Source organism: Balneolaceae bacterium (assembly GCA_034521445.1).
GTDB lineage: Bacteria > Bacteroidota > Rhodothermia > Balneolales > Balneolaceae > JAXHMM01.
Genome location: JAXHMM010000005.1, coordinates 216,503 through 236,670, shown reverse-complemented (window position 1 = coordinate 236,670; position 20,168 = coordinate 216,503). Strand labels below are relative to the sequence as shown.

General features: G+C 61.9%; 21 protein-coding genes. 15 read left to right on the top strand and 6 right to left on the bottom strand.

Annotated elements, in window-relative coordinates:
• Nucleotides 1-11: 11 nt before the first annotated feature.
• Nucleotides 12-191 carry a hypothetical protein gene (locus U5K31_04960; protein ID MDZ7772078.1) on the bottom strand — a complete coding sequence of 60 codons (180 nt, stop codon included), beginning with the start codon at nt 189-191 and terminating at the stop codon, nt 12-14.
• Nucleotides 192-449: 258 nt separating this feature from the next.
• Between U5K31_04960 and U5K31_04955 the strand changes: the two genes are divergently transcribed.
• From U5K31_04955 to U5K31_04925, 7 genes are read left to right on the top strand one after another with little or no spacing between them, the layout of a single operon-like run.
• On the top strand, nt 450-1,055 hold the full coding sequence (locus U5K31_04955; protein ID MDZ7772077.1) for a TetR/AcrR family transcriptional regulator: 606 nt from the start codon (nt 450-452) through the stop codon (nt 1,053-1,055).
• A gap of 12 nt (nt 1,056-1,067) precedes the next feature.
• Entirely contained in the window at nt 1,068-2,345 is a 1,278-nt protein-coding gene (locus tag U5K31_04950) for a TolC family protein (protein MDZ7772076.1), read from the top strand.
• Complete coding sequence (locus U5K31_04945) at nt 2,342-3,307, top strand: HlyD family efflux transporter periplasmic adaptor subunit (protein ID MDZ7772075.1); 966 nt, start codon at nt 2,342-2,344, stop codon at nt 3,305-3,307. Before U5K31_04950 ends, U5K31_04945 begins: the two co-directional genes overlap by 4 nt.
• On the top strand, nt 3,304-4,236 hold the full coding sequence (locus U5K31_04940; GenBank protein MDZ7772074.1) for an ABC transporter ATP-binding protein: 933 nt from the start codon (nt 3,304-3,306) through the stop codon (nt 4,234-4,236). Before U5K31_04945 ends, U5K31_04940 begins: the two co-directional genes overlap by 4 nt.
• Nucleotides 4,233-4,979, top strand: coding sequence for an ABC transporter ATP-binding protein (locus U5K31_04935; GenBank protein MDZ7772073.1), 747 nt, complete (start codon nt 4,233-4,235; stop codon nt 4,977-4,979). Before U5K31_04940 ends, U5K31_04935 begins: the two co-directional genes overlap by 4 nt.
• The gene (locus tag U5K31_04930) at nt 4,976-6,085 is read left to right on the top strand and encodes an ABC transporter permease (protein ID MDZ7772072.1); all 1,110 of its coding nucleotides are present in this window, start codon (nt 4,976-4,978) and stop codon (nt 6,083-6,085) included. Before U5K31_04935 ends, U5K31_04930 begins: the two co-directional genes overlap by 4 nt.
• Entirely contained in the window at nt 6,082-7,224 is a 1,143-nt protein-coding gene (locus U5K31_04925) for an ABC transporter permease (protein MDZ7772071.1), read from the top strand. Before U5K31_04930 ends, U5K31_04925 begins: the two co-directional genes overlap by 4 nt.
• Before the next feature lie 24 nt (nt 7,225-7,248).
• Here U5K31_04925 and xseA read toward each other — a convergent pair whose 3' ends face one another.
• Genes xseA through U5K31_04910 form a run of 3 tightly spaced genes read right to left on the bottom strand, consistent with a single transcriptional unit; the run spans nt 7,249 to nt 8,799 of the window.
• Nucleotides 7,249-8,202: an exodeoxyribonuclease VII large subunit gene (gene xseA, locus U5K31_04920; protein MDZ7772070.1), complete on the bottom strand. Its 954-nt coding sequence runs from the start codon at nt 8,200-8,202 to the stop codon at nt 7,249-7,251.
• Nucleotides 8,154-8,510: an exodeoxyribonuclease VII large subunit gene (locus tag U5K31_04915; protein ID MDZ7772069.1), complete on the bottom strand. Its 357-nt coding sequence runs from the start codon at nt 8,508-8,510 to the stop codon at nt 8,154-8,156. The genes xseA and U5K31_04915 overlap by 49 nt, the downstream gene beginning before the upstream one ends.
• A gap of 52 nt (nt 8,511-8,562) precedes the next feature.
• Nucleotides 8,563-8,799 (bottom strand): DUF433 domain-containing protein, encoded by a 237-nt coding sequence (locus U5K31_04910; protein ID MDZ7772068.1) that lies wholly within the window; start codon nt 8,797-8,799, stop codon nt 8,563-8,565.
• Between the two features lie 211 nt (nt 8,800-9,010).
• Here U5K31_04910 and U5K31_04905 point away from each other — a divergent pair, with 211 nt between their 5' ends.
• The 8 genes from U5K31_04905 to rpoN all read left to right on the top strand — a co-directional run bounded on the left by U5K31_04905 (nt 9,011) and on the right by rpoN (nt 17,965).
• Entirely contained in the window at nt 9,011-10,306 is a 1,296-nt protein-coding gene (locus tag U5K31_04905) for a dihydroorotase (protein ID MDZ7772067.1), read from the top strand.
• A 50-nt stretch (nt 10,307-10,356) separates the two neighbouring features.
• On the top strand, nt 10,357-12,417 hold the full coding sequence (locus U5K31_04900; GenBank protein ID MDZ7772066.1) for a DUF3857 domain-containing protein: 2,061 nt from the start codon (nt 10,357-10,359) through the stop codon (nt 12,415-12,417).
• 62 nt (nt 12,418-12,479) lie between these two features.
• Nucleotides 12,480-13,391, top strand: a complete 912-nt coding sequence (gene tsaB / locus U5K31_04895) for a tRNA (adenosine(37)-N6)-threonylcarbamoyltransferase complex dimerization subunit type 1 TsaB (GenBank protein MDZ7772065.1) — start codon at nt 12,480-12,482, stop codon at nt 13,389-13,391.
• Nucleotides 13,301-14,101: an acetyl-CoA carboxylase, carboxyltransferase subunit beta gene (gene accD / locus U5K31_04890; protein ID MDZ7772064.1), complete on the top strand. Its 801-nt coding sequence runs from the start codon at nt 13,301-13,303 to the stop codon at nt 14,099-14,101. Before tsaB ends, accD begins: the two co-directional genes overlap by 91 nt.
• Nucleotides 14,102-14,166: 65 nt before the next feature.
• On the top strand, nt 14,167-15,186 hold the full coding sequence (gene obgE, locus U5K31_04885) for a GTPase ObgE (protein ID MDZ7772063.1): 1,020 nt from the start codon (nt 14,167-14,169) through the stop codon (nt 15,184-15,186).
• Between the two features lie 7 nt (nt 15,187-15,193).
• On the top strand, nt 15,194-16,399 hold the full coding sequence (gene dprA, locus U5K31_04880) for a DNA-processing protein DprA (GenBank protein ID MDZ7772062.1): 1,206 nt from the start codon (nt 15,194-15,196) through the stop codon (nt 16,397-16,399).
• A gap of 47 nt (nt 16,400-16,446) precedes the next feature.
• Entirely contained in the window at nt 16,447-17,187 is a 741-nt protein-coding gene (locus U5K31_04875) for a hypothetical protein (protein ID MDZ7772061.1), read from the top strand.
• Complete coding sequence (gene rpoN / locus U5K31_04870; GenBank protein MDZ7772060.1) at nt 17,135-17,965, top strand: RNA polymerase factor sigma-54; 831 nt, start codon at nt 17,135-17,137, stop codon at nt 17,963-17,965. The genes U5K31_04875 and rpoN overlap by 53 nt, the downstream gene beginning before the upstream one ends.
• Nucleotides 17,966-18,074: 109 nt before the next feature.
• Here rpoN and U5K31_04865 read toward each other — a convergent pair whose 3' ends face one another.
• Nucleotides 18,075-19,655 carry a hypothetical protein gene (locus tag U5K31_04865; protein MDZ7772059.1) on the bottom strand — a complete coding sequence of 527 codons (1,581 nt, stop codon included), beginning with the start codon at nt 19,653-19,655 and terminating at the stop codon, nt 18,075-18,077.
• 29 nt (nt 19,656-19,684) lie between these two features.
• Nucleotides 19,685-20,161, bottom strand: coding sequence for an Lrp/AsnC family transcriptional regulator (locus tag U5K31_04860; GenBank protein MDZ7772058.1), 477 nt, complete (start codon nt 20,159-20,161; stop codon nt 19,685-19,687).
• Between the last annotated feature and the right edge of the window lie 7 nt (nt 20,162-20,168).

Below are 20,168 nucleotides of genomic sequence, written 5' to 3'. Positions count from 1 at the left end.
TCGGTGGAGGTTTACATCCTTTCCAATACACGGCCGAAGAACCAGAGAAAGCCCCAGTTGGCCAGGACCATCACGGCGAAAAAGACCAGGTAGCCGCGCGATTTAGCTTTGGGGGAAAGGGAGCTGCGGTAAATGAGGACCATGCCCAGGATGAGCAGTGCCAGGTTGCCAAAGAGATAGTAGAGTGACATTAACCCACCGTGTTGGTTTACAGGTGACCGGCCGTAAATTCCAGTTTTCTCTGCACGATCTGTCCTCTTCGGATTCCCTTGGCCTGCATGTCCGGCAGATAGTTCAAAAGACGAGGCCCTGTTTCCCGAAGTATTTCAACCACAAGATTTAACTATATGGTTGAACCATTCAGTTAAATGGCCTATACTGGTGCAGAAGGCGCGCATACTCCCCTGTGGGCCTATATACGCGAAATCGTACAATGCAAGATGCCACACATGTCCGAAAGCGAAGAGACCGAAGAGCAGATATTCGAGGCAGCTAAAATGGTATTCCACCGCGAAGGTTACGAAGGCGCGCGCATGCAGGCCATCGCCGACGAGGCCGGTATTAACAAGGCCATGCTGCACTACTACTACCGCAGCAAGGACAAGCTCTTTCAGGCCGTATTCCAGGACGCAGTCCGCCACTTCTTTCCCGTGATCCAGAAGGTGCTGGCCGGCGATCAGGGCATTGTGCCCAAAGTGAAGGAGCTGGTCGACACCTACTACGGCATTTTCCGAGAGCATCCGCACCTGCCCTCCTTCGTGATCTATGAGATGAATCAGAACCCCCAGCGATTCAAGCAGTTTATGAAAGGCCAGGTGGGGGGCATTCCGGCCCCCTTCCTGCGGCAGGTGGAGGAGGAGATTCGGGCGGGAAGCATGAAGCAGGTCAAGCCGCACGAATTTCTGGTCAACATCATCGCCCTCTGTGTATTTCCCTTTATCGCCCGGAGCATGGTGGAGACGGTTTTCGAAATGGATCCGCGGGAATACGAGCGATTCATGGAGGAGCGTCGCAGGTCGCTCCCAGGCTACATACTCAACTCCGTAAGCAAATAAGGGAGGTCGACTATGATCTGGCTTTTCGCACTGCTGTTTGGAATGCAGGTGGCCGCCGGCCCATCCGGCGCCGCCCCGGACACCCTCACCCTGGCCGAGAGCCACCTCCTGGTAGAGGAGCGTTTCCCGACCGCCGACAAAGAGGAGCTGCAGCGCCGTATGACCGAGATCAACCGCCGCATGGCGGCCAGCGGCGCCTTCCCGCAGGTGCAGGCGGGCGCTATGGCCAGCTATCAGTCCGATGTTACCGAAGTTACCTTCACTCCACCGGGCGCCGAACCGCCCACCTTCAGCAGGGATCACTACCGGCTCTCCCTGGAGCTGGCTCAGCCCATCTATGCCGGCGGCCGCATTTCGGCCCTGCAGGCCGTGGAGGAGGCCTCCGGGCGACGGGGCGCGGCCTCGGTGCGGGTGGAACTGCAGCAGGTGCGCGAGCAAGTGAGCCGCGTATACTTCAATGCCTTGATGCTGCAGAAGGAGGCCGAATCGGTGCGCCTGCTGGCCGGGGACCTTCGTCAGCAGCTCCGCACGGTTCGCGCCAGAGTGCGTCAGGGCGTGCTACTCGCCAGCCAGCAGTACATCCTGGAGGCGGAGCTGGTGCGGGCCCGGCAGGACTCCATTCGCGCCGCGTCGCGCCTGCACGGCGCCCGGGAGATGCTGGGCGAGCTGCTGGGACGCGAGCTGGGTACCGGCACCGCCCTGTCGGTGCCCCCTACAGAGATGTCCCGGGCCGGTCTGCAGGACGAGCTAAGACCCGAATTCGGTCTCTATGATGCCTCTATGGCGCTTCTAGACCGGCGAGCGGAGCTGGCGGGCTCCCGCAGGACGCCCAGCCTGTCGGCCTTCGCCACCACCGCATGGGGACGGCCCGGTTTGGATGCTTTTGACGACGACCTGCAGGCCTGGTATGTGGTGGGCGTGCGCCTGCGCTGGAACCTGTGGCAGGCCGTGAACGCCGGCCGGGAGCGGCAGGTATTGAACCTGCAGCGGCAGCAGGCAGAGGCTGACGAGCGGGCGTTCGAACGTCGGCTCGGCGGGGAGCTGGCCACCCTGCGCCGGGAGATCCTCTCCCTGGAGGAGGTCGTTGCAAGTGATGAAAAACTGATCCGTCTCAGCCGGCAGATCGTCGAGGAGCATGCCAGCCGGCTGGAGCAGGGCGCCATTACCGCCACGGAATACCTCTCGGCTCTGAACCGTCTTAACCGCGCCGAGCTGAACCGCCAGGTGCATCGCGTGGAGCTGGCCAGGGCCGTAAGCGACTACAACACCAAATTGGGAGCAAAGCCATGAAAACGACTGACGATAAGGTAGAGGAAGCCGCAACGCACGGTGAGGGCAGACTGGAAACAAGCGCAGGCACAATCGCCACGCTTCTGTTCCTGTTGACGATGGTCGCAGGGTGTACCCAAGAGCGCGCATCGGACGCCTGGGGACAGTTTGAGGCGCAGCCGGTGACGGTCTCCGCCGAGGTGGGGGGGGCGCTTCTTCACTTTGAGGTACGGGAAGGGGACACCCTCGCGCCGGGACGCCGGGTGGGACGGGTGGACACCACCCAGCTGGCCATGCAGCTTGAGGAATTGCAGGCACAGCGCCGCTCCCTGCGTGCAAGACGGGCGGGTGTGGAGGCCGAGACCGAGGTGGCGCGACAGGAGCTGGCCGTGGCGCGGGGTGACCTGCGCCGTGTGGAGGCTCTTGCGGAGGAGGAGGCAGTCACCCGGCAGCAATTGGACGACGCCCGTGGGCGGGTAAGCACGCTGGAGAAAAGGGTGCAGGCCCTGGAGGCACAGCAGCACACCGTCTCCTCCGAAGCGGGTCCACTGGAGGTGCGTATCCGGCAGGTGCGTGACCGGCTGCGCAGGACATCGGTCGTCAATCCCATACGGGGACGTGTGCTCACCACCATGGTCGAACAGTTTGAGCTGGTGGGCGCGGGACAGCCTCTCTATGAAATTGCAGCTCTCGATACGCTGATGCTGAGGGTCTATGTGAGCGGGGGCCAGCTTACCGCCGTGCGCCTTGGCCAGTCGGTGGAGGTGCTGGTGGACAGCAGCGCCGCCGGGCTGCGCAGCATGCGGGGGACTGTAAGCTGGATCGCCTCGCAGGCGGAGTTCACTCCGCGAATGATCCAGACGCGCGAGGAGCGTGTCAGCCAGGTCTACGCCGTCAAGGTGAGGGTGCCCAACCCCGGGGGACGCCTGAAGATCGGCATGCCGGGCGAGGTGCGCTTCGAAGGGGTGGAGGGAAGTCCGTGAGCGCCCCTGCCGTCATAGCGGAAGGCCTGGCAAAGTCGTATAAGAATGTCCAGGCATTGAAAGACTTAAGTTTGCGAATCGCAAATAAAGAATTATTTGGAATAATAGGCCCGGACGGAGCGGGCAAGAGCACCCTCTTCCGTATCCTGGCCTCTCTAATACGTCCCGACGCCGGCAGGGCAAGCGTGCTCGGCATGGATACCGTACGGGACTACCGAAGCCTGCGTCCCCTGCTGGGATACATGCCGGGCAAATTCGGACTCTACCGCGACCTCTCCGTAGTTGAGAATCTTGCGTTCTTCGCTTCTGTATTTGGCACCTCGGTGCAGGAGGGCTATGAGCTCATTGAGCCCATATACCGTCATCTTGAACCCTTCAAGAACCGCCTGGCGGGCGACCTGTCGGGCGGCATGAAACAGAAGCTGGCCTTGAGCTGCGCCCTGGTGCACCGGCCCCACCTGCTTTTGCTAGACGAGCCTACCACTGGAGTGGATGCCGTCTCGCGACAGGAATTCTGGCAGATGCTCGGTCAGATAACAGGCAGCGGCATCACCGTAGTAGTGTCGACCCCGTACATGGACGAGGCCCGCCGGTGCGACCGGGTGGCGCTTATGCAGCAGGGGCGCCTGCTTCGGGTGGCACCGCCCGACGAGCTGGCTTCCGGGATGCAAAGGCGCGTATGGGCCGTTAAAGGGGAAAACAGGTATGCATTGATTGGACAGCTGAGGTCTCTTGAAGAGCTCCATTCGGTTCATCCATTCGGGGCCTCCGTACATGTGACCGCTGTCTCGAGCGGGTTGGATACGGCCCGCCTGGAAAAACTGCTGCGTGATCACCTGCCGCAGAACGTGGATGTACGGGAGATCAAACCGGGCGTGGAGGACGTATTCATGGAGCTCATGGACCGAAGGGGGGAAAGCCCGGAATGAGTAAAGCAGCTATTGATGTCCAGGATCTCAGGCGTGATTTTGGCGATTTTACCGCTGTAGACGGCATAACCTTTCGTGTGGAGCGAGGGGAGATTTTTGGATTTCTGGGAGCCAACGGGGCGGGAAAAACCACCTCCATGCGTATGTTGACGGGACTGCTTGGCCCCACGTCCGGCCATGCCGAAGTGGCCGGACTGGACATCTACCGACGGGCGGAGGATATCAAGAGGCGCATCGGCTATATGAGCCAGAAATTCTCTCTCTACGAAGATCTCACCGTCTGGGAGAATATTCGCCTGTACGGGGGGATTTACGGGCTGACGGACCGTGAAATTGAAGCCAAGGCCAGCGGCCTGTTGCAGGCTACGGGCCTATCGGGCAGCAGGGACGAGCGCATTCGCTCCCTGCCCCTGGGATGGCGGCAGAAACTGGCCTTTTCGGTAGCCCTGTTGCACGATCCCGAGATTGTCTTCCTGGACGAGCCGACCAGCGGCGTTGATCCCGTGACACGGAGGCAGTTCTGGGAGGAGATCTATCGCGTGGCCTCCCATGGTACCACCGTATTCGTCACCACGCACTATATGGACGAAGCCGAGTACTGCGATCGCCTCTCCATCATGGTGGACGGGCGCATTGAGGCCCTGGGAAGTCCGGAAGGACTGAAAGAGAGCCGGAACGCGGCCTCCATCGAGGAGATCTTTATCAGGCTGGCGCGTACAGCCATCAGGGGGGAGGGGTCATGAGCAGTTTCAAGGGCTTTGTGGTCAAGGAATTCAAGCAGATCTACCGGGACAAACGAACCCTGGCGGTGCTCTTCGGCATGCCGGTGATCATGATGTTGATATTTGGATTCGCGATACGCAATGAGATAAATAGTGCTTCATTGGCTGTGCTGGACCATTCCAGAGACGTCCACTCCAGGAATCTCGTTGCCAAGCTGGACGCCTCCGGAACTTTTTCGGTCAACCGGCATCTTGACGATGTGTCTCAAATTGAATCCACATTTCGCGAAGGAGAAATAGGCCAGGTGGTGGTCATCGCACCTGATTTTGCCAAAACCCTACTCAGCGGACGTCAGGCGGACATTCAGCTCATCACAGACGCCTCCAACCCCAATCTCTCAAAGCTTGTCCAGGAGTATGCAACGGCCATAGTAAACGATTACCAGAATGAGATAGGCCCTCAGAATCAAAATTTGGTGCCGGGGGCCGCCTTGCAGCCCGTAATGATGTTTAATCCCACCCTGGAGAGCGTGAATCTTTTCGTACCGGGACTGATCGCGGTCATCCTCATGCTCATCTGCACGCTGATGACCTCCATCTCTATAACCCGGGAAAAGGAGATGGGCAACATGGAGGTGCTGCTCGTCTCGCCCCTACGACCCCTTCACATCGTGGTGGGCAAAACACTGCCCTACCTGGCCCTCGCCTTCCTCGACGTGCTCGCCATCCTGCTGCTGGCCAGGCTGGTATTCGACGTACCCGTGCGAGGCTCCTACATCCTGCTGCTGGGCGAGTCACTGCTCTTTATTTTTGTGGCTCTTTCGCTGGGCGTGTTCATATCTACGCGCACCGACGACCAGCAGACGGCCATGATGGTTTCCCTGGCCGGGCTCCTGCTGCCTACCGTGCTGCTGTCTGGTTTCATCTTTCCCATCTCCAGCATGCCCGGGGTACTGCAGTGGCTCAGCAATCTCATACCTGCGCGCTGGTTTCTGGTCATTGTGCGCGGCGTCATGCTCAAGGACGCGGGACTGCCCATGCTCTGGAAGGAAACCCTCATACTGGTCGTCATGATGGCCGGCTTCGTGGGACTCAGTATCGCCAACTTCAAATCGAGGCTGGAATGAGAACCATACGATTTCTCCTGCAGAAGGAGTTCCTGCAGATCTTCCGCAACAAGGGGATGCTGCCCATCATCTTCGTGATGCCGGTAATCCAGCTGGTGGTGCTCTCATTCGCCGCCACCTTCGAGCTGAACCGGGCCAATTTGCACCTGGTGGACCGCGACCGCTCGCAGCTCTCTCAGAGGTTGACGGCCAAACTGCAGGCCTCCGGCTACTTCCGGGTCGCCTCCGCTTCCGGCAACTCCGGCGAGGGCATTCGCCTGCTGCAATCGGGCGAAGCCGACGTGGTCCTGGAAATACCCGACGGATTCGGGGAGAGGCTGGCCGGGGGAGGAAGCGCGCCGGTGCAGTTTCTCATCGACGCGGTGGACGGCACCAAGGCGGGCCTTATCCAGGCCTACGGACAGGCTATCGTGGCGGATTTCAACCGGGAGGTGACTCCCCGATTCGAAGCGGCCGGCGCCAGCGGGGAAGCCGGCGCCCAGGTCACCCGGGCCGGGACCATCGCCGTTCATCCCTCCAACTGGTACAACCCGCAGCTGGACTACCTGCACTACATGGTGCCGGGCATCCTGGTGGTTCTGGTCTCCATGATAGGCATGTTTCTGTCGGGCATGAATATCGTGCGCGAACGGGAGCTGGGCACCATCGAGCAGCTCAACGTCAGCCCGGTGCGCAGGTACCAGTTCATTATCGCCAAGCTGCTGCCCTTCTGGATCATCGCCATGTTTGAGCTGGCGCTGGGACTGGCCATCGCGCGCTGGGGCTTTCACATTCCTTTTACCGGCAGCGTGCTGCTTCTTATGGGCGTGGCCGCCCTCTACCTGCTGGTGGTGCAGGGACTGGGGCTGTTCATCTCCACCGTTACCCACACCCAGCAGCAGGCCATGTTCATCGCCTGGTTCATCATGGTGGTGTTTATTCTCATGGGCGGGCTCTTCACGCCTGTTGAGAGCATGCCGGAGTGGGCGCGGCAGCTCACCTGGGGCAACCCCGTGGCACATTTCATTGAGATCATGCGCAGGGTCATGCTGAAGGGGGCGGGGCTGGCGGACATCGCCCTTCTGGTGGGCGTGCTGGGGGGAATGGCGGCCCTCATCCTGCCGGCCGCGGTGATGCGTTACAGGAAAAAAGTGCAGTAGGCGGCGCTCCGGGTGCCGGCGGCATCAGGGGTGCACGTCCACCCGCCGGTCCTTCCATTCCAGCTCGAAAGCCGCGTCATTGTCAAAGGCCTCCGCCTTGCGCACCCACCTCCCCTCCTGGTGCACACGCACGAAGCCCCGTTCCAGCGGGGCGTTCATGTCAAGCATCTCCAGGCGGTGACGAAGCTCCGTCAGCCGTTCCCGGCGGCCGGAGAGCTGGAGCTCCCCGCGGTGGCGCAGCTGCTCGGCCAGGCGTTTCAGGCGGTCCCTCCGTCCGGTGAGCGTTCGCTCTCCAACATGCTTCAGCCGGCCTGCATAGCTGTGAATACGCTCCCGGGTGTTGATCACTTTCTGGCGGATGGCCCCCAGCGCATGGGATTTCAGGAGCTGGCTTACCCGCTCCTTTTGCCGCAGTATACGTTCGGGCACTCCTTCGGCCACCCGCGTGGCCAGGTCGTCCACGTACATCCGCTGCTCGTTGATGTCGGGCGTAGCCAGGATGGCCGCCTGGGTGGGCGTAGCGGCGCGGACGTCGGCCACAAAATCAGAAATGCTGAAATCCGTTTCGTGTCCCACCGCGCTGATCACGGGAAGCGGGCAGGCAAATAAAGCCCGTGCCACCGCCTCCTCGTTGAATGGCCAGAGATCTTCCAGCGAGCCGCCCCCGCGTCCTACCACAAGTACGTCCACGTTCTTCTCGCGCGTGAAGTATTCAATGGCGCGCACCAGTTCGGGGGCGGCCTTCACGCCCTGCACGCTGGCGTGGTGCAGTACCAGGGTGGCCAGCGGCCAGCGTTTGGCCACGGTATCCCTGATGTCGTGAAAGGCGGCCCCGGTGGCGGAGGTGATCACGCCGATGCGCCGGGGGTATTTCGGCAGGGCCTGTTTGTGCTTTTCCTCAAAGAGCCCTTCGTCTTTCAGCCGGGCCTTCAGTTTTTCGAAGGCCTCCTGCAGGGCGCCCTTTCCGGCCTGTTCCACCGAGCGCACGATGAGCTGGTACTTGCCGTGAGGGGATAGACCTGGATTTCTCCGCCGGCCACGATCTGCTGTCCGTCCTCCAGCTCGATTTCCCTTCGGCTGCGCGTGCTGCGCCAGATCACGCAGGAGAGCTGGGCGTCCTCGTCCTTCAGTGTGAAGTATACATGTCCGCTGCGGCTGCGGCTGGCGTTGCTTACCTCCCCCTCCACCCGTACGTCCGGGAAGTGTCCCTCCAGAATCTCCTTGATCTCCCCTGTAAGATCGGAAACGCTCAGCGTGGAAGGCGTGAACAGCTCGGACTGCGGCATGGTAAATACGTCCGTTAATAGTGGACCTGGATTTCTTCCTCATTTACGACTCTCACGGGGCAATTTTTTGCGCTTTCTTGGTTTGGGTTACCCGTGCGGCATATTCCAGACAGGCCAGCAGGTCCTCTTTCTCCAGATCGGGATAATCCTCTAAGATCTCCTCATGGCTCATGCCCGACGCCATAAGCTCCAACATCGAGTCAACGGGATATCGCAGGCCGCGAATGGTAGGCTTCCCGTGGCAAATTTCGGGGTTCTTGGTAATTCTATGCAGGAGTTGTTCGCTCATGATTTTCCGGCTTTACTACATACCAAGGTAATCAATCCCGCAACTACAGACAATCAGTCGGAGGGATATCGCCCCGGTACCTCCGATACGCCCTTTTAGATCGGAAACGCTCAGCGTGGAAGGCGTGAACAGCTCGGACTGCGGCATGTCGGGCGGTTATTAAATTCAAAGGAAAACAGCTATATTTTGCCCAAAATAACAGATTCCCGCCATGAGTCATACTCCTGATCTCCTCATTCAGAACGTACGGCCGGTCGGCCGCGGCCATGACGGCAAGCGGAAGTCCGACATTCGCATCCGCGGCGGTAAAATCGCCGAAACGGGCCAGGGCCTGGAGGCGGGCGACGGCGAGAAGGTCCTTGACGGGGAGGGCGCCTATGTCTCCCCGGGCTGGATGGATATGCACGTGCATCTGCGCGAGCCGGGCCATGAGCATAAGGAGACCATTGAGACGGGCTGCCGGGCCGCTGTCTTCGGGGGCTTCACCGAGGTGGCCTGCATGCCCAACACCACCCCGCCCATCCACACCCGCGACGTGGTGGAGTTCATCAAAAAGAAATCGGCCGGCCTCCCCGTGGAGGTGCATCCCATAGGCTGCGTCTCCCAGGAGCGGGAAGGCAGGGAGCTGGCGGAGATGTCCGACATGAAGGAGGGCGGCGCGGTGGCCTTCAGCGACGACGGCGACCCGGTGTTCGACTCCGGCCTTATGCGCATCGCCCTGGAGTATGCCTCCATGCTGGACGTGCCCGTCATCAACCACGAGGAGGACCTCAGGCTTTCGCGTCCCGGCCACATGCACGAGGGAAGGGTGTCGACCAGGCTGGGACTCGACGGCACCCCGGGCATCGCCGAGGAGGTGATGATTGCGCGTGACCTTCTGCTGGCGCAGTTCACCGGGGGACACCTCCATGTGGCCCACATCAGCACCGCCCGCGCGGTGGAGCTGGTGCGCCGCGCCAAGGAGGAGGGCATCAGGGTTACCACGGAAGTCTGCCCGCATCACTTCGACCTCACCGACGAGGAGATCGAACGGCGCGACTTCGACACCAACTGCAAGATGCATCCCCCGCTGCGCACCGCCGAAGATGTGGAGGCGATCATCGGGGGACTGGCCGACGGCACCATCGACGCTATTTGCACCGACCACGCCCCCCACGCCATCGAGGAGAAGGATGTGGAGTTCATCTACGCTTCCAACGGGATTATTGGACTGGAAACGGCCTGGCCGGTGTCGGTGAGCCGGCTTCTGGAACCGGGGCATCTCGACCTGGCTGCTCTCATGGAAAAGCTGGTCTATCGCCCCCGCGAGATCCTCAACCTGGAGATCCCCGGCCTGGAGGAGGGCGGCAAGGCCAATCTTACCTTATTCAACACCGACGAAAGGTGGACCTTCACGCGGGATCGCGTGCACTCAAAGTCGGCCAACTCTCCCTACCTGGGACAGGAGCTGACCGGACGCGCTGTGGCCGTCTACAACAAGGGTCGCCTGGTGGAGAACCGTCTCTAGGAACAATTCCGTCTTCTTCTGTCCGTTCCGGCTTTGAGATGACCACGCCCATGAGAAACCGCCTTTCCGCATTCACCTTCCTGTTGGTGCTGGTTCTGGCCGTCACCCTCCGGCCGGCTCCAGCGCATGCGCAGGACGGCGGCCAGGCTGACTCCGCACGGGTGCCGATCCGACTGGCCGGTCCCGACGAACTGGGTCCACGTACCGCCTACGGGGAGGTGCCCGACTCCCTGCTGAATCTCCGGCCCTCCGACCTGCCGTCTTTCGCCCGCGGGGCCCCCTGGCTTTATGCCCACAAAGAGCTCTACGTGACCTTTGATGATGAGTCGGGAAGCGTGGTGGCCGTCCTTCACCACATCGTGCGTATCAAGGTCTTTGACGCCTCCGCGCGGGAGGCCTCCGTGGTTTCCATCCCCTGGTACTTTGACCAGGAGATGGAGCAGATACAGGAACTTCGGGCGGCGACCTGGCACCCCGACGGCTCGCGGGTGGCCCTGGCCGACAGCGGCCGCCGGGTCATAAACGTGAATGCGCGCTACAACATCATGGAGTTCACCATGCCCGATGTCACCGACGGCTCGGTGCTGGAGTACAGTTACAAGGTGCGCCGCCGCTACATTCAGGAGCTTCCCGAGTTCTACTTTTCCCACCCCGTGCCCACCCTGCTTGCGCAGGTGAGCGTCGAATACCCCGCCTATCTGCGCTACGCGGCCAGCGTGGAGAACTTTCCCGGGGGAGGAAGCCCGGAGCACCGGGTGGAGAGGGTGGACACCAGCTCCGTACCGCGTGTATTTACCTTTGAGCGGCCCGAGCCGGTCACCCTGGAGCACTGGACGGCGCGCAATCTCTCCGCCGTGCGCGAGGAGAGCTACATAACCTCCGTGGACGATTATCGGGCACAGGTCCATTTTCAAATCAGCGAATTCGGACTTCCGCGCCAACCCCTGGAAAACAGCTGGGAATTCGTGGTCGCTGAACTCCGCCGCAAACAAGATATTCTGGGGCGCATCGCCTCCTACGACAGGGCGCGAAAACTGGGGGCGGAGATTGCCCTGGCCGCCGGCGGCGGAGAGGCGGCGCGTGACAGCATCTACCGCTATCTCAACGGTCGGGTCAACTACAGCGGCTCCAGCCGCGCCTCCAGCGCCCAGGGCGACTCCCTGGTGCTGGAAGGCGTGTCGGCCGACCAGGCCGCCATCAACCAGACCCTTACGGCCATGCTGCGCGGGGCAGGCATCGAGGCGTGGCCGCTGCTTATCTCCACGCGTACCTCGGGCCAGTTGAACCGATCCTTTCCCTCCTTTTACCAGTTTAACGCCCAGCTTACCTGGGCGGCGGACGGCGACTCCTCCGTGATCATGGATGCCAGCTTTCCCCATGCCCAGCCCGGACTCATTCCCGTGCCCATGTACAACCAGACAGGCCTTCTGCTGCGCGGGGAGGACTACCAATGGGTGTCTACGAATCCCTCAGGCAGCGTTTTCGCCATTGACATACAGTTGGAAGGGGAGCTGCTTCCCAACGGGGATCTGCGGGGGCGGGTGGAGGCTTCCAGTGCGGGATATCCCAAGCAGACCATCCGCCGCCGGCTTTCCGAGGGCGCTCTCCCGGAAGAGGTGATCCGGCAGGCCCTCTTTGAAGGTTACGGGGAGATCTCGCTGTCGGGAAGCACCCTGGAAGGGGCGGACGACTACGACCGGCAGGTGCGCATGCGGTCGGAGTTTCGCATCCCGGGTTACGCGCGCAGCTTTACCGACGCCCTGGAGTACCCGCCCATGGTGGTGGGCTACCTGATGAGCAATCCTTTCGAGTCTTCCTCCCGCGACCTGCCCGTCACGCTCGACGCTCCCGAGCGGCTCAACCTGGCCTACGAGATCCACCTGCCCGATGGCTGGCGCGCAGCGGGCCGGGAAGAGGGCGGACGCTCCCTGGAGCTGGACGGGGCCTGGCTGCAGGAGGAGTACAGGTTGGAGGGGAACACCCTCCGCTACGGATACGACATCGATATCTCGCGCATCAAATTCCGCAAGGAACAATTTCCGCAACTAATTCGTCTTTATGAGCGATGGGTGGAGCTGAGCAACAGCGCCTGGCAGATACACCGAAACTAGGCCGCTGTGCCGAGTGCAGCACGCCCGAATCCATGCCAACGGCTCCAGACAAGCGATTACGGATGATTCTCGCCATTGAAACCGCCACCGATATCTGCTCGGTCGCCTGCCGCGATATGGAGGGCGGCGTGCACGAAAAGAAAATAGAAGCGAAAGGATCGCACTCCGAACGGCTCTTTACCTATACGCGGGAGCTCATGGACGAGCTGAGTTTTGGCGTGGACGATCTCCAGGCCGTCCTGGTGAGCGAGGGACCCGGTTCCTATACCGGCCTGCGCATTGCAGCCAGCGCGGCCAAGGGTCTTCTTTTTGCCAGCGCGGCGCCCCTTTACGGGGTGCACACCCTGGCCTCCTTCGCCGCCGGCGTGCGCGCCGGTCTGGATTTGGGGGACGGAGACCTGCAGCCCCGTACCGTGCACTGTGTGATCGACGCGCGGCGGGTGCATCTCTACCACCGGTCCTTCGACCTGCATTCCTCGGGGATGAAGGCGCGCGACCAGGTGGAGGTGCTGCCCATTGAAAAGGTGGAGCAGATGATTCGTCCCGGACACCTGCTGGCGGGCACCGGCCTGGAGCGTATTGACCCGGCGGTGGTGGAGCAGACCGAATCGCGTGGAACTAGGCCCGTTTCGGCACGCTCCCTGCTGGCGCTCTGGGAGCTGCCCGGGAGGGAGGCCTTCGCACGGCGTGTTACGCCGGAGGAGTTCGACCCGCGCTACTACACGTCGCCGCGCAGGTGTAGCCCTGAAGGCGCTCCGCCCCATATAAAGATTTTAGCTTCCTGCCAGAATCGTTATTTTGGCATTTACCTGAACAAAAATGACAGCCGATGTCCTGGTTCAAACGCAAAGACAAAAATATACAAACCGAACAGCGGAAGGAGATGCCGGAAGGGGTCTGGATCAAGGTGCCCACCACCGGCGAGACCGTGCATCGCAGGGAGCTGGAGGACAATCTCTGGGTGGATCCCATGAGCGGCTATCATTTCCGCATCGGCAGCGATGAGTATTTCTCCTTCCTTTTTGACGAGGGGGAGTTCGAGGAGATCGGCCAGGAGATCCAGCCCACCGATCCCCTGGATTTCGAGGACCGCAAGAAGTACACCGACCGGCTGAAGGAGTATCAGAAAAAGACCGGGCACAGCGACGCCGTGCGGGTGGGCGTGGGCGCCATGAACGAGCTCAAGGTGGTCATCGCCTGCATGGACTTTGGCTTTATAGGAGGCAGCATGGGCTCGGTGGTGGGCGAGCGTATCGGCATGGCCATCGACCGCGCCCGCGAGGATGAGATTCCCCTGATCATCATCTCCCAGTCGGGCGGCGCCCGCATGATGGAGAGCGTGCTGAGCCTGATGCAGATGGCCAAGACTTCCGCCAAGCTGGCGCAGCTGGAGGAGGCAGGCGTGCCCTACATTTCGCTGATGACCAATCCCACCACGGGGGGCGTTACCGCCAGCTTCGCCATGCTGGGCGATTTCAACATCGCCGAGCCGGGCTCGCTCATCGGCTTCGCCGGTCCACGCGTCATCCGCCAGACCATCGGCCGCGACCTGCCCGACGGCTTCCAGACGGCGGAGTACCTGCTTGAACACGGATTTCTCGACTTTATCGTCCAGCGTCCCCAGATGAAAGCCAGGCTGACCAAGCTCCTCAAGGTGGTGCTTCACCGCTTCGAGGAGGCCTGAGTCCCGTATCCTGAACCGGTCCGGCGCCCGAACCCGCCGGCCTCCCCCGAACCGAATTCCCAGCTATGCGTTTTGCCGATTACGCCAAATTATACGTGACGGCCGGAAGCGGCGGAAACGGTTCCGTGCATTTCCGCCGGGAGAAGTACGTGCCGCGCGGGGGACCCGACGGGGGTGACGGGGGCGACGGGGGCGATGTGCTGCTGAAGGGCAACGAACAGCTCAACACCCTGCTGGACCTGCGCTACCACAAGTACGTAAAGGCCGGACATGGCCAGGACGGGGCCAAGAGCAAGCGCAAGGGCAAGGACGGGGAGGACGAGATCCTGGAGGCCCCGCCGGGCTCGGTGGTCTTCAATGCCGACACCGGCGAGCGCATCGGCGAGATTGCCGAACACGGTCAGACCCTTGTACTGGCGCGCGGCGGCAACGGTGGACGCGGCAACTGGCATTTCCGCACCTCCACCAACCAGACCCCCCGCAAGGCCGAGGAGGGGCAGCCGGGGGAGGAGCTCACGGTCGAGATCGAGCTGAAGCTGCTGGCCGACGTGGGACTTGTGGGCTTTCCCAACGCCGGCAAGAGTACCCTGCTTTCGGCCATGTCGGGCGCCAGGCCGAAGATCGACTCCTACCCTTTTACCACCCTGCAGCCCAACCTGGGTGTAGTGACCCTGAACGACTATCGCACCTTCGTGATGGCCGACATCCCCGGCATCATCGAACAGGCCCACGAGGGCCGGGGGCTGGGCATCCAATTTTTGCGCCATATCGAGCGCAACAACCTGCTGCTTGTTATGGTGAGCAGCCAGAACGACATCGACTACGAATACAACGCCCTGATGAAGGAGCTGCACTCCTACCGGGCAGACCTGCTGGACAAGCCGCGTATCCTGGCGGTGACCAAAATGGACCTGCAGGAGGACCACAAACTGGATCAGGAGATCGACGCTGATATCCCGGTGATACCCATCTCCGCCGCCACGGGATACAACATGGATCGACTTAAAGAAGCCATATGGGAGGTGCTTGAGCAGCATGAAGACCCCGAAGAGGAAGAACCCACCGACCTCCGACCCACCCCTTAGGGATTACGTGGGACTGAGCCTGGTGCCCGGCCTGGGCGCCCACCGCATCAAGGTACTGCTGGATCGATTCGACAGCGCCGAGGGCATTTTCCATGCTTCTGAAAAGGAGCTCCTGAAGACGGAGGGCATTGGTCCCGCCACTGCGCGAGAGATCCTGGGCTTCGGCGGCTGGGCGGAGGTGGACCCCATCCTGGAGCGTACCCGCAGGCTGGGCGCCGGACTCATCCACCAGCGCCATCCCGACTATCCTCCCCTGCTGCACGAACTGCACGACCCGCCCCTGCTGCTCTGGGTGCTGGGCGACCCGGCCGCCCTCCGCCTCCCCGGTCTGGCGGTCATCGGCACCCGGCGGGCCAGCCAATACGGACTGGAACAGGCCGAACGTCTGGCGGGAGACATCGCTTCGGCGGGCATGAGTGTGATCAGCGGACTGGCCTACGGGGTGGATGCGGCCTCCCATCGCGCGGCCCTGGCCTGCGGGGGCGTGACCGTGGCCGTCCTCGGCTCGGGCATCGACCTGATCTACCCGCGTCCCCACCGCTCCCTGGCCGCCGAAATTGCGAATTCCGGGGGCGCCGTCATCTCCGAGTTTCCCCTGGGCACCCCGCCCGAGGCCGGTAACTTTCCCGTGCGCAACCGGGTGGTCAGCGGCATGGCTTACGGTACCCTGGTGGTGGAGTCGGGGGAGGGAGGAGGCAGCATGATCACCGCTTCCGCGGCGCTGGACCAGTGCCGCGAGGTTTTTGCCGTGCCCCATCCCGCGGGCGCCGGCATGGGCGGCAACCGGCTCATCCAGCAGGGGCAGGCCAAGCTGGTGACCGAAGTGGAGGAGATCTTCGAGGAGCTGCTGCTGCCCGTGGAGCCGGGGGAGGTACAGGAACGCGTTCCCCAGCGAAGCTGGCGAGATCATGAACTGGACGAACTCGGCGTGCGCATCTGCCGGCTGCTGGAAGCCGCTCCCCGACACCTGGACGAGCTGGGTGGCCGCAATGCTGCGACGCTGGCGTGCGGTGCCCGGGACCTGCCGGCTGCAAGCTGGAACCAGGAAAGCTGCGACCCGTGGCGAGCACGGCTGGAGAGCGTCGAAAGGGCACAATTCCTGCGTGACGGCCCTATGTGGAACACGCGACGGAAGGGGCCGCCCCTGCCATTCCCGACCTCCTGGAGAACCCATAGCGCACTCCGGGGAAAGTCGTTCTTCAAGTTCCCGTAGGCGGCCATGAAACGCCGCGACTCCGATACTCTGGCCAATTTGGCGCCATGATCAAGACCGGCCAACAGATGAGCCAGAAGCAGTCGCAGCAACAGCGGCTGTCACCCCAGCAGATCCAGTACATCAAGCTGCTGCAGCTTCCCACCATAGCCCTGGAGCAGCGCATCAAGGAGGAGATCGAGCTCAATCCCGTGCTGGAAGAGGACACCGGCGAGATAGATGAGCAGACCGAAAGCCTGGATGAGTGGGAGGAGAAACGCCGCGACGGGGAGGATGACGTGGATCCGGTGGATCAGAACGAGGAGATCGACTGGGAGGAGTTCATGCACAACACCGAGTACGACGGGCACGATTACGGCGACTCCTGGAGCGGGGGCTCCTCGGGCGACCAGAGCTGGCGAGACCTGCCCAATCCCTACCACGAAAGCCTGCTGGAGGAGCTGGAGCAGCAGGTGGGGCTGCTGGACCTGGACGAGGACCAGCGCAGAATCGCCGACCAGATCCTCGGTTCGCTGGACCAGGACGGCTACTTCCGGCGCGAGCCCGAGGCGGTGGTCGACAATATCGCCTTCAACCAGGGGGTGCTCACCTCCGTGGAAGACGTGGAGGAGGTACGGCGGCACATCCAGCGGCTCGATCCCCCGGGCATCGCTTCGCGCGACCTGCGCGACTGCCTCCTCGTGCAGCTGGAGCTCAGCGAGGACGGCATCGGAGGCTCGCGACACCGCCATCGCCATGCTGCGCGACCACTGGGACGCTTTCGAGAAGAAGCATTTCAAGAAACTTAAGAAAAAGCTGGATGTGGACGGCGATGGCCTGCAGGAAGCCTTCGACTGCATCAAGGGGCTTGATCCCAAGCCGGGCGGGGGCGGCACGGCGGTGGACGACACCTCCAACTACATCGAGCCCGATTTCGAGGTCTACCATGAGCCTGCCTCCGAGGAAGAGGAGGGGGAAGGCGATTTCGTGATTACCCTCAACAACAGCAACGTCCCACCGCTGACCATCTCCCCGCGCTACAAGAAGATGTGGGACGACCTGAAAAAGAAAAAGAAGCAGGACCCGCAGACCAGGGAGACCAAGAACTTCATAAAAAACAAAATCGAGTCGGCCCAGTGGTTTATCGACTCCATCCGCCAGCGCCAAAATACCCTGATGAACACGATGAAGACTATCGTGGCGCTTCAGGAATCCTTCTTCAAGCACGGCGAGGGCCTAAAGCCCATGATTCTCAAGGATATCGCCGAGCGGGTGAACCTGGACATTTCCACCATCTCGCGCGTGGTCAACGGCAAGTACGTACAGACCAACTTCGGGGTCTTCGAGCTGAAGTATTTTTTCAGCGAGGGACTTGAGACCGAGAGCGGCGAGGAGGTATCAAGCCGCGAGGTAAAGAACTCCGTGCAGGAGATCGTCGACGGCGAGGACAAGCAGAAACCCCTCAGCGACCAGGCCATCGCTGACATGCTGAAAGAGCAGGGCTACAAGGTGGCCCGGCGCACCGTCAGCAAATACCGCGAGCAGCTCAACATCCCCGTCGCCCGCCTCCGCAAGCAAATCTCTTAATAAGTCTCATAAAGTCTAATAAGTCATAAAGTCTCAAAAGTCTTAAAGTCGGCGGACTTCCAGACTTCCCGACTTTCGGACTTTCTGACTTTCAGACTTGTAGGCTTAGTTAGACTTGGAGTGCAAGCGAAAGGATGGCCCACAAGTCGGTTTTGCCCAGCATCCAGCCTGTCCCCCCCGTTAACAGAAGCAGGTAGAGCCCCACCGTACTCAGCAGGAACCAGGCCCTTTTATTGGTGAGAAGACGCGAGGTGTCGAAAGCCGTCAGCACGAAAGAGCCCAGGAAAAACAGCAGGAAGACGATCAACAGGAGGCCGACCGCGATGCCGCCCCCGCCCGGACGGGCGACCATGAGGGCGAAGAGCACGGTGACGGTCACCAGGTTGGCCTGCAGGGGCCAGTTGTAGAGGTTTGTGACCTGGCTGAAGAAGCGGATGCGCTTGTTCAGTCCAAGCAGCCAAAGGATGGAGATGCTCTCCACGAGCAGTGTGCCCAGTGCTCCCCAGCAGAAAAAGGAGAAATGCACCCCTCCAAAAAGGGTCAGCCCGGGCAGGTGGTGCACCAGGGCCTGCGTCCCTGCCGGGGTGAGCAGGTAGCTGCCCAGGCTGTAGAGGAGGAGGCCGGTGAGCACGGCATGCTGCAGCATCATGATTACCCCCTGGGCGGGGACCCGCACGTGGCGGTGCAGTACGTCGTTGACGTAGAAGCGGTGGCTGACGAAGAAGCGCCTGATGGAACGCCGGTAGATGGGACTGAGGCTGTAGTGGAGGGCCACGCTCCCCCAGAGCAGAAAAAGTAGCAGCACGCCCATCCCCACGCGGTCCTCGGTGGGATAGGACTCTTCGGGAAGGGGAAACACGGTACCGCCCTCGGTGGCAAAGAGCTGAAGGGTCTCGCCCAGCGTGGGGTGCCTCTCCAGGTTGTCGATCAGCCACCCCGAAGGAATGAAAAGGGGCGCGTCGGGACGATCGGCGGTTTCCTCCAGCAGACGCTTGAAGGGACCCAGGTAGGGCGCCATCTCCTCGTCTGGCTGGTAGAGCCAGGCGCCGGGCATGCCATCGCCTGCCATGCTTGCGGCAGCGTCATGGTCTGCCGCCGCTGCTGGAAGCAGCGGGCTGTTCTGCGTATAGCCCGCACGTACCGGCACATGCTGCATGAAAAAGTCGAGCCTGCCGCTCCCCTGCTGCGTACCGGTTCCGCCGGACATCGGCCGCCCGGCCGCTCCCAGGCTGCGCAGGTGGTAGAGGTCGCCGCCGTAGGAGCTGCGGATCTGCTGCAGGAATGGGGCGAGGGCCTCACGGAAGCGCGCATCGTGCATGGCCCCGTGGCGGAAGAGGCGGACGGCGGTGACCGACGGAGCGTGCCGATGAAGGCCGGAAGAAAGTTTTCCAGCGTGGCCGACGGTGGCGCTGTCGGGCGCGGCAAAGGCGCACCGGGTGGGATAGGAGAGCGGGACGGCGGCCCATACCTGCATGCCCGAAGCACGGATGGAGTCCCACGCCGCCTCCGGCAGGGGACGGTCCACTTCCAGGTGACTCAGCTCCAGCTGGCGGAAGGTCCGGAGCTGGGACATCAGCTCCCCGCGGTCCCCCGGCACCTCCCACTGCACGCCCAGCTGGCGCTGCGCCGATACCGGCTCGGCCGTCAGCAGGGGAAAGAGCAGGCAAAGGAACAGCAGGCGCAGGTGCATAAAGATCTTCTGGATCGGGTGTGCGGGTGCTACTTGGCTTCAATGGTATTTTCGATGGGAAGTTTCCGGGTCTCCTTGAAGCTGCTCAGCACCACGTTGGAACGGCTCCGTGTGACCCCGCTCCAGGACTGAATGCGCGAGAGGAGTTTCTCAAAGGAGGCGGTGTTCTTGGTCCGGATCTTCAGGACGTGGGAGCCGTCCCCGGTAATGGAGTGGCACTCCAGGACCTCAGGCTCGCCGGTCACCTGCTCCACGAATTTGGGGTAGTTGTCCGAACCGTCCACCTCCACGAATACGAAGGCGGTGATGTCGAAATTGAACTTGCGGGCGTCCAGCACCGCGTGGTAGCCGGAGATCAGCTCGTTGTCCTCCAGCTTGCGCATGCGCTCCGATACGGAGGGCACGGAGAGGTGCACGATCTCGGACAACTTGTTGCGCTGGGCACGCCCGTGCTCCTGGAGGTGGTTCAGAATCATTACGTCAATTTCGTCGAGTCCCTGGCTCATATCTCGG

Excerpts from the sequence above, each read along its gene's own strand:
- U5K31_04935 (MDZ7772073.1), top strand. The coding sequence starts at position 4,233 with ATGAGTAAAGCAGCTATTGATGTCCAGGATCTCAGGCGTGATTTTGGC.
- U5K31_04875 (MDZ7772061.1), top strand. The coding sequence starts at position 16,447 with ATGATCAAGACCGGCCAACAGATGAGCCAGAAGCAGTCGCAGCAACAG.
- U5K31_04900 (MDZ7772066.1), top strand. The coding sequence starts at position 10,357 with ATGAGAAACCGCCTTTCCGCATTCACCTTCCTGTTGGTGCTGGTTCTG.
- obgE (MDZ7772063.1), top strand. The coding sequence starts at position 14,167 with ATGCGTTTTGCCGATTACGCCAAATTATACGTGACGGCCGGAAGCGGC.
- rpoN (MDZ7772060.1), top strand. The coding sequence starts at position 17,135 with ATGCTGCGCGACCACTGGGACGCTTTCGAGAAGAAGCATTTCAAGAAA.
- U5K31_04945 (MDZ7772075.1), top strand. The coding sequence starts at position 2,342 with ATGAAAACGACTGACGATAAGGTAGAGGAAGCCGCAACGCACGGTGAG.
- U5K31_04865 (MDZ7772059.1), bottom strand. The coding sequence starts at position 19,655 with ATGCACCTGCGCCTGCTGTTCCTTTGCCTGCTCTTTCCCCTGCTGACG.
- U5K31_04860 (MDZ7772058.1), bottom strand. The coding sequence starts at position 20,161 with ATGAGCCAGGGACTCGACGAAATTGACGTAATGATTCTGAACCACCTC.
- U5K31_04905 (MDZ7772067.1), top strand. The coding sequence starts at position 9,011 with ATGAGTCATACTCCTGATCTCCTCATTCAGAACGTACGGCCGGTCGGC.
- U5K31_04930 (MDZ7772072.1), top strand. The coding sequence starts at position 4,976 with ATGAGCAGTTTCAAGGGCTTTGTGGTCAAGGAATTCAAGCAGATCTAC.
- U5K31_04915 (MDZ7772069.1), bottom strand. The coding sequence starts at position 8,510 with ATGCCGCAGTCCGAGCTGTTCACGCCTTCCACGCTGAGCGTTTCCGAT.
- U5K31_04960 (MDZ7772078.1), bottom strand. The coding sequence starts at position 191 with ATGTCACTCTACTATCTCTTTGGCAACCTGGCACTGCTCATCCTGGGC.
- U5K31_04950 (MDZ7772076.1), top strand. The coding sequence starts at position 1,068 with ATGATCTGGCTTTTCGCACTGCTGTTTGGAATGCAGGTGGCCGCCGGC.
- tsaB (MDZ7772065.1), top strand. The coding sequence starts at position 12,480 with ATGATTCTCGCCATTGAAACCGCCACCGATATCTGCTCGGTCGCCTGC.
- U5K31_04955 (MDZ7772077.1), top strand. The coding sequence starts at position 450 with ATGTCCGAAAGCGAAGAGACCGAAGAGCAGATATTCGAGGCAGCTAAA.
- U5K31_04910 (MDZ7772068.1), bottom strand. The coding sequence starts at position 8,799 with ATGAGCGAACAACTCCTGCATAGAATTACCAAGAACCCCGAAATTTGC.
- U5K31_04925 (MDZ7772071.1), top strand. The coding sequence starts at position 6,082 with ATGAGAACCATACGATTTCTCCTGCAGAAGGAGTTCCTGCAGATCTTC.
- accD (MDZ7772064.1), top strand. The coding sequence starts at position 13,301 with ATGCCGGAAGGGGTCTGGATCAAGGTGCCCACCACCGGCGAGACCGTG.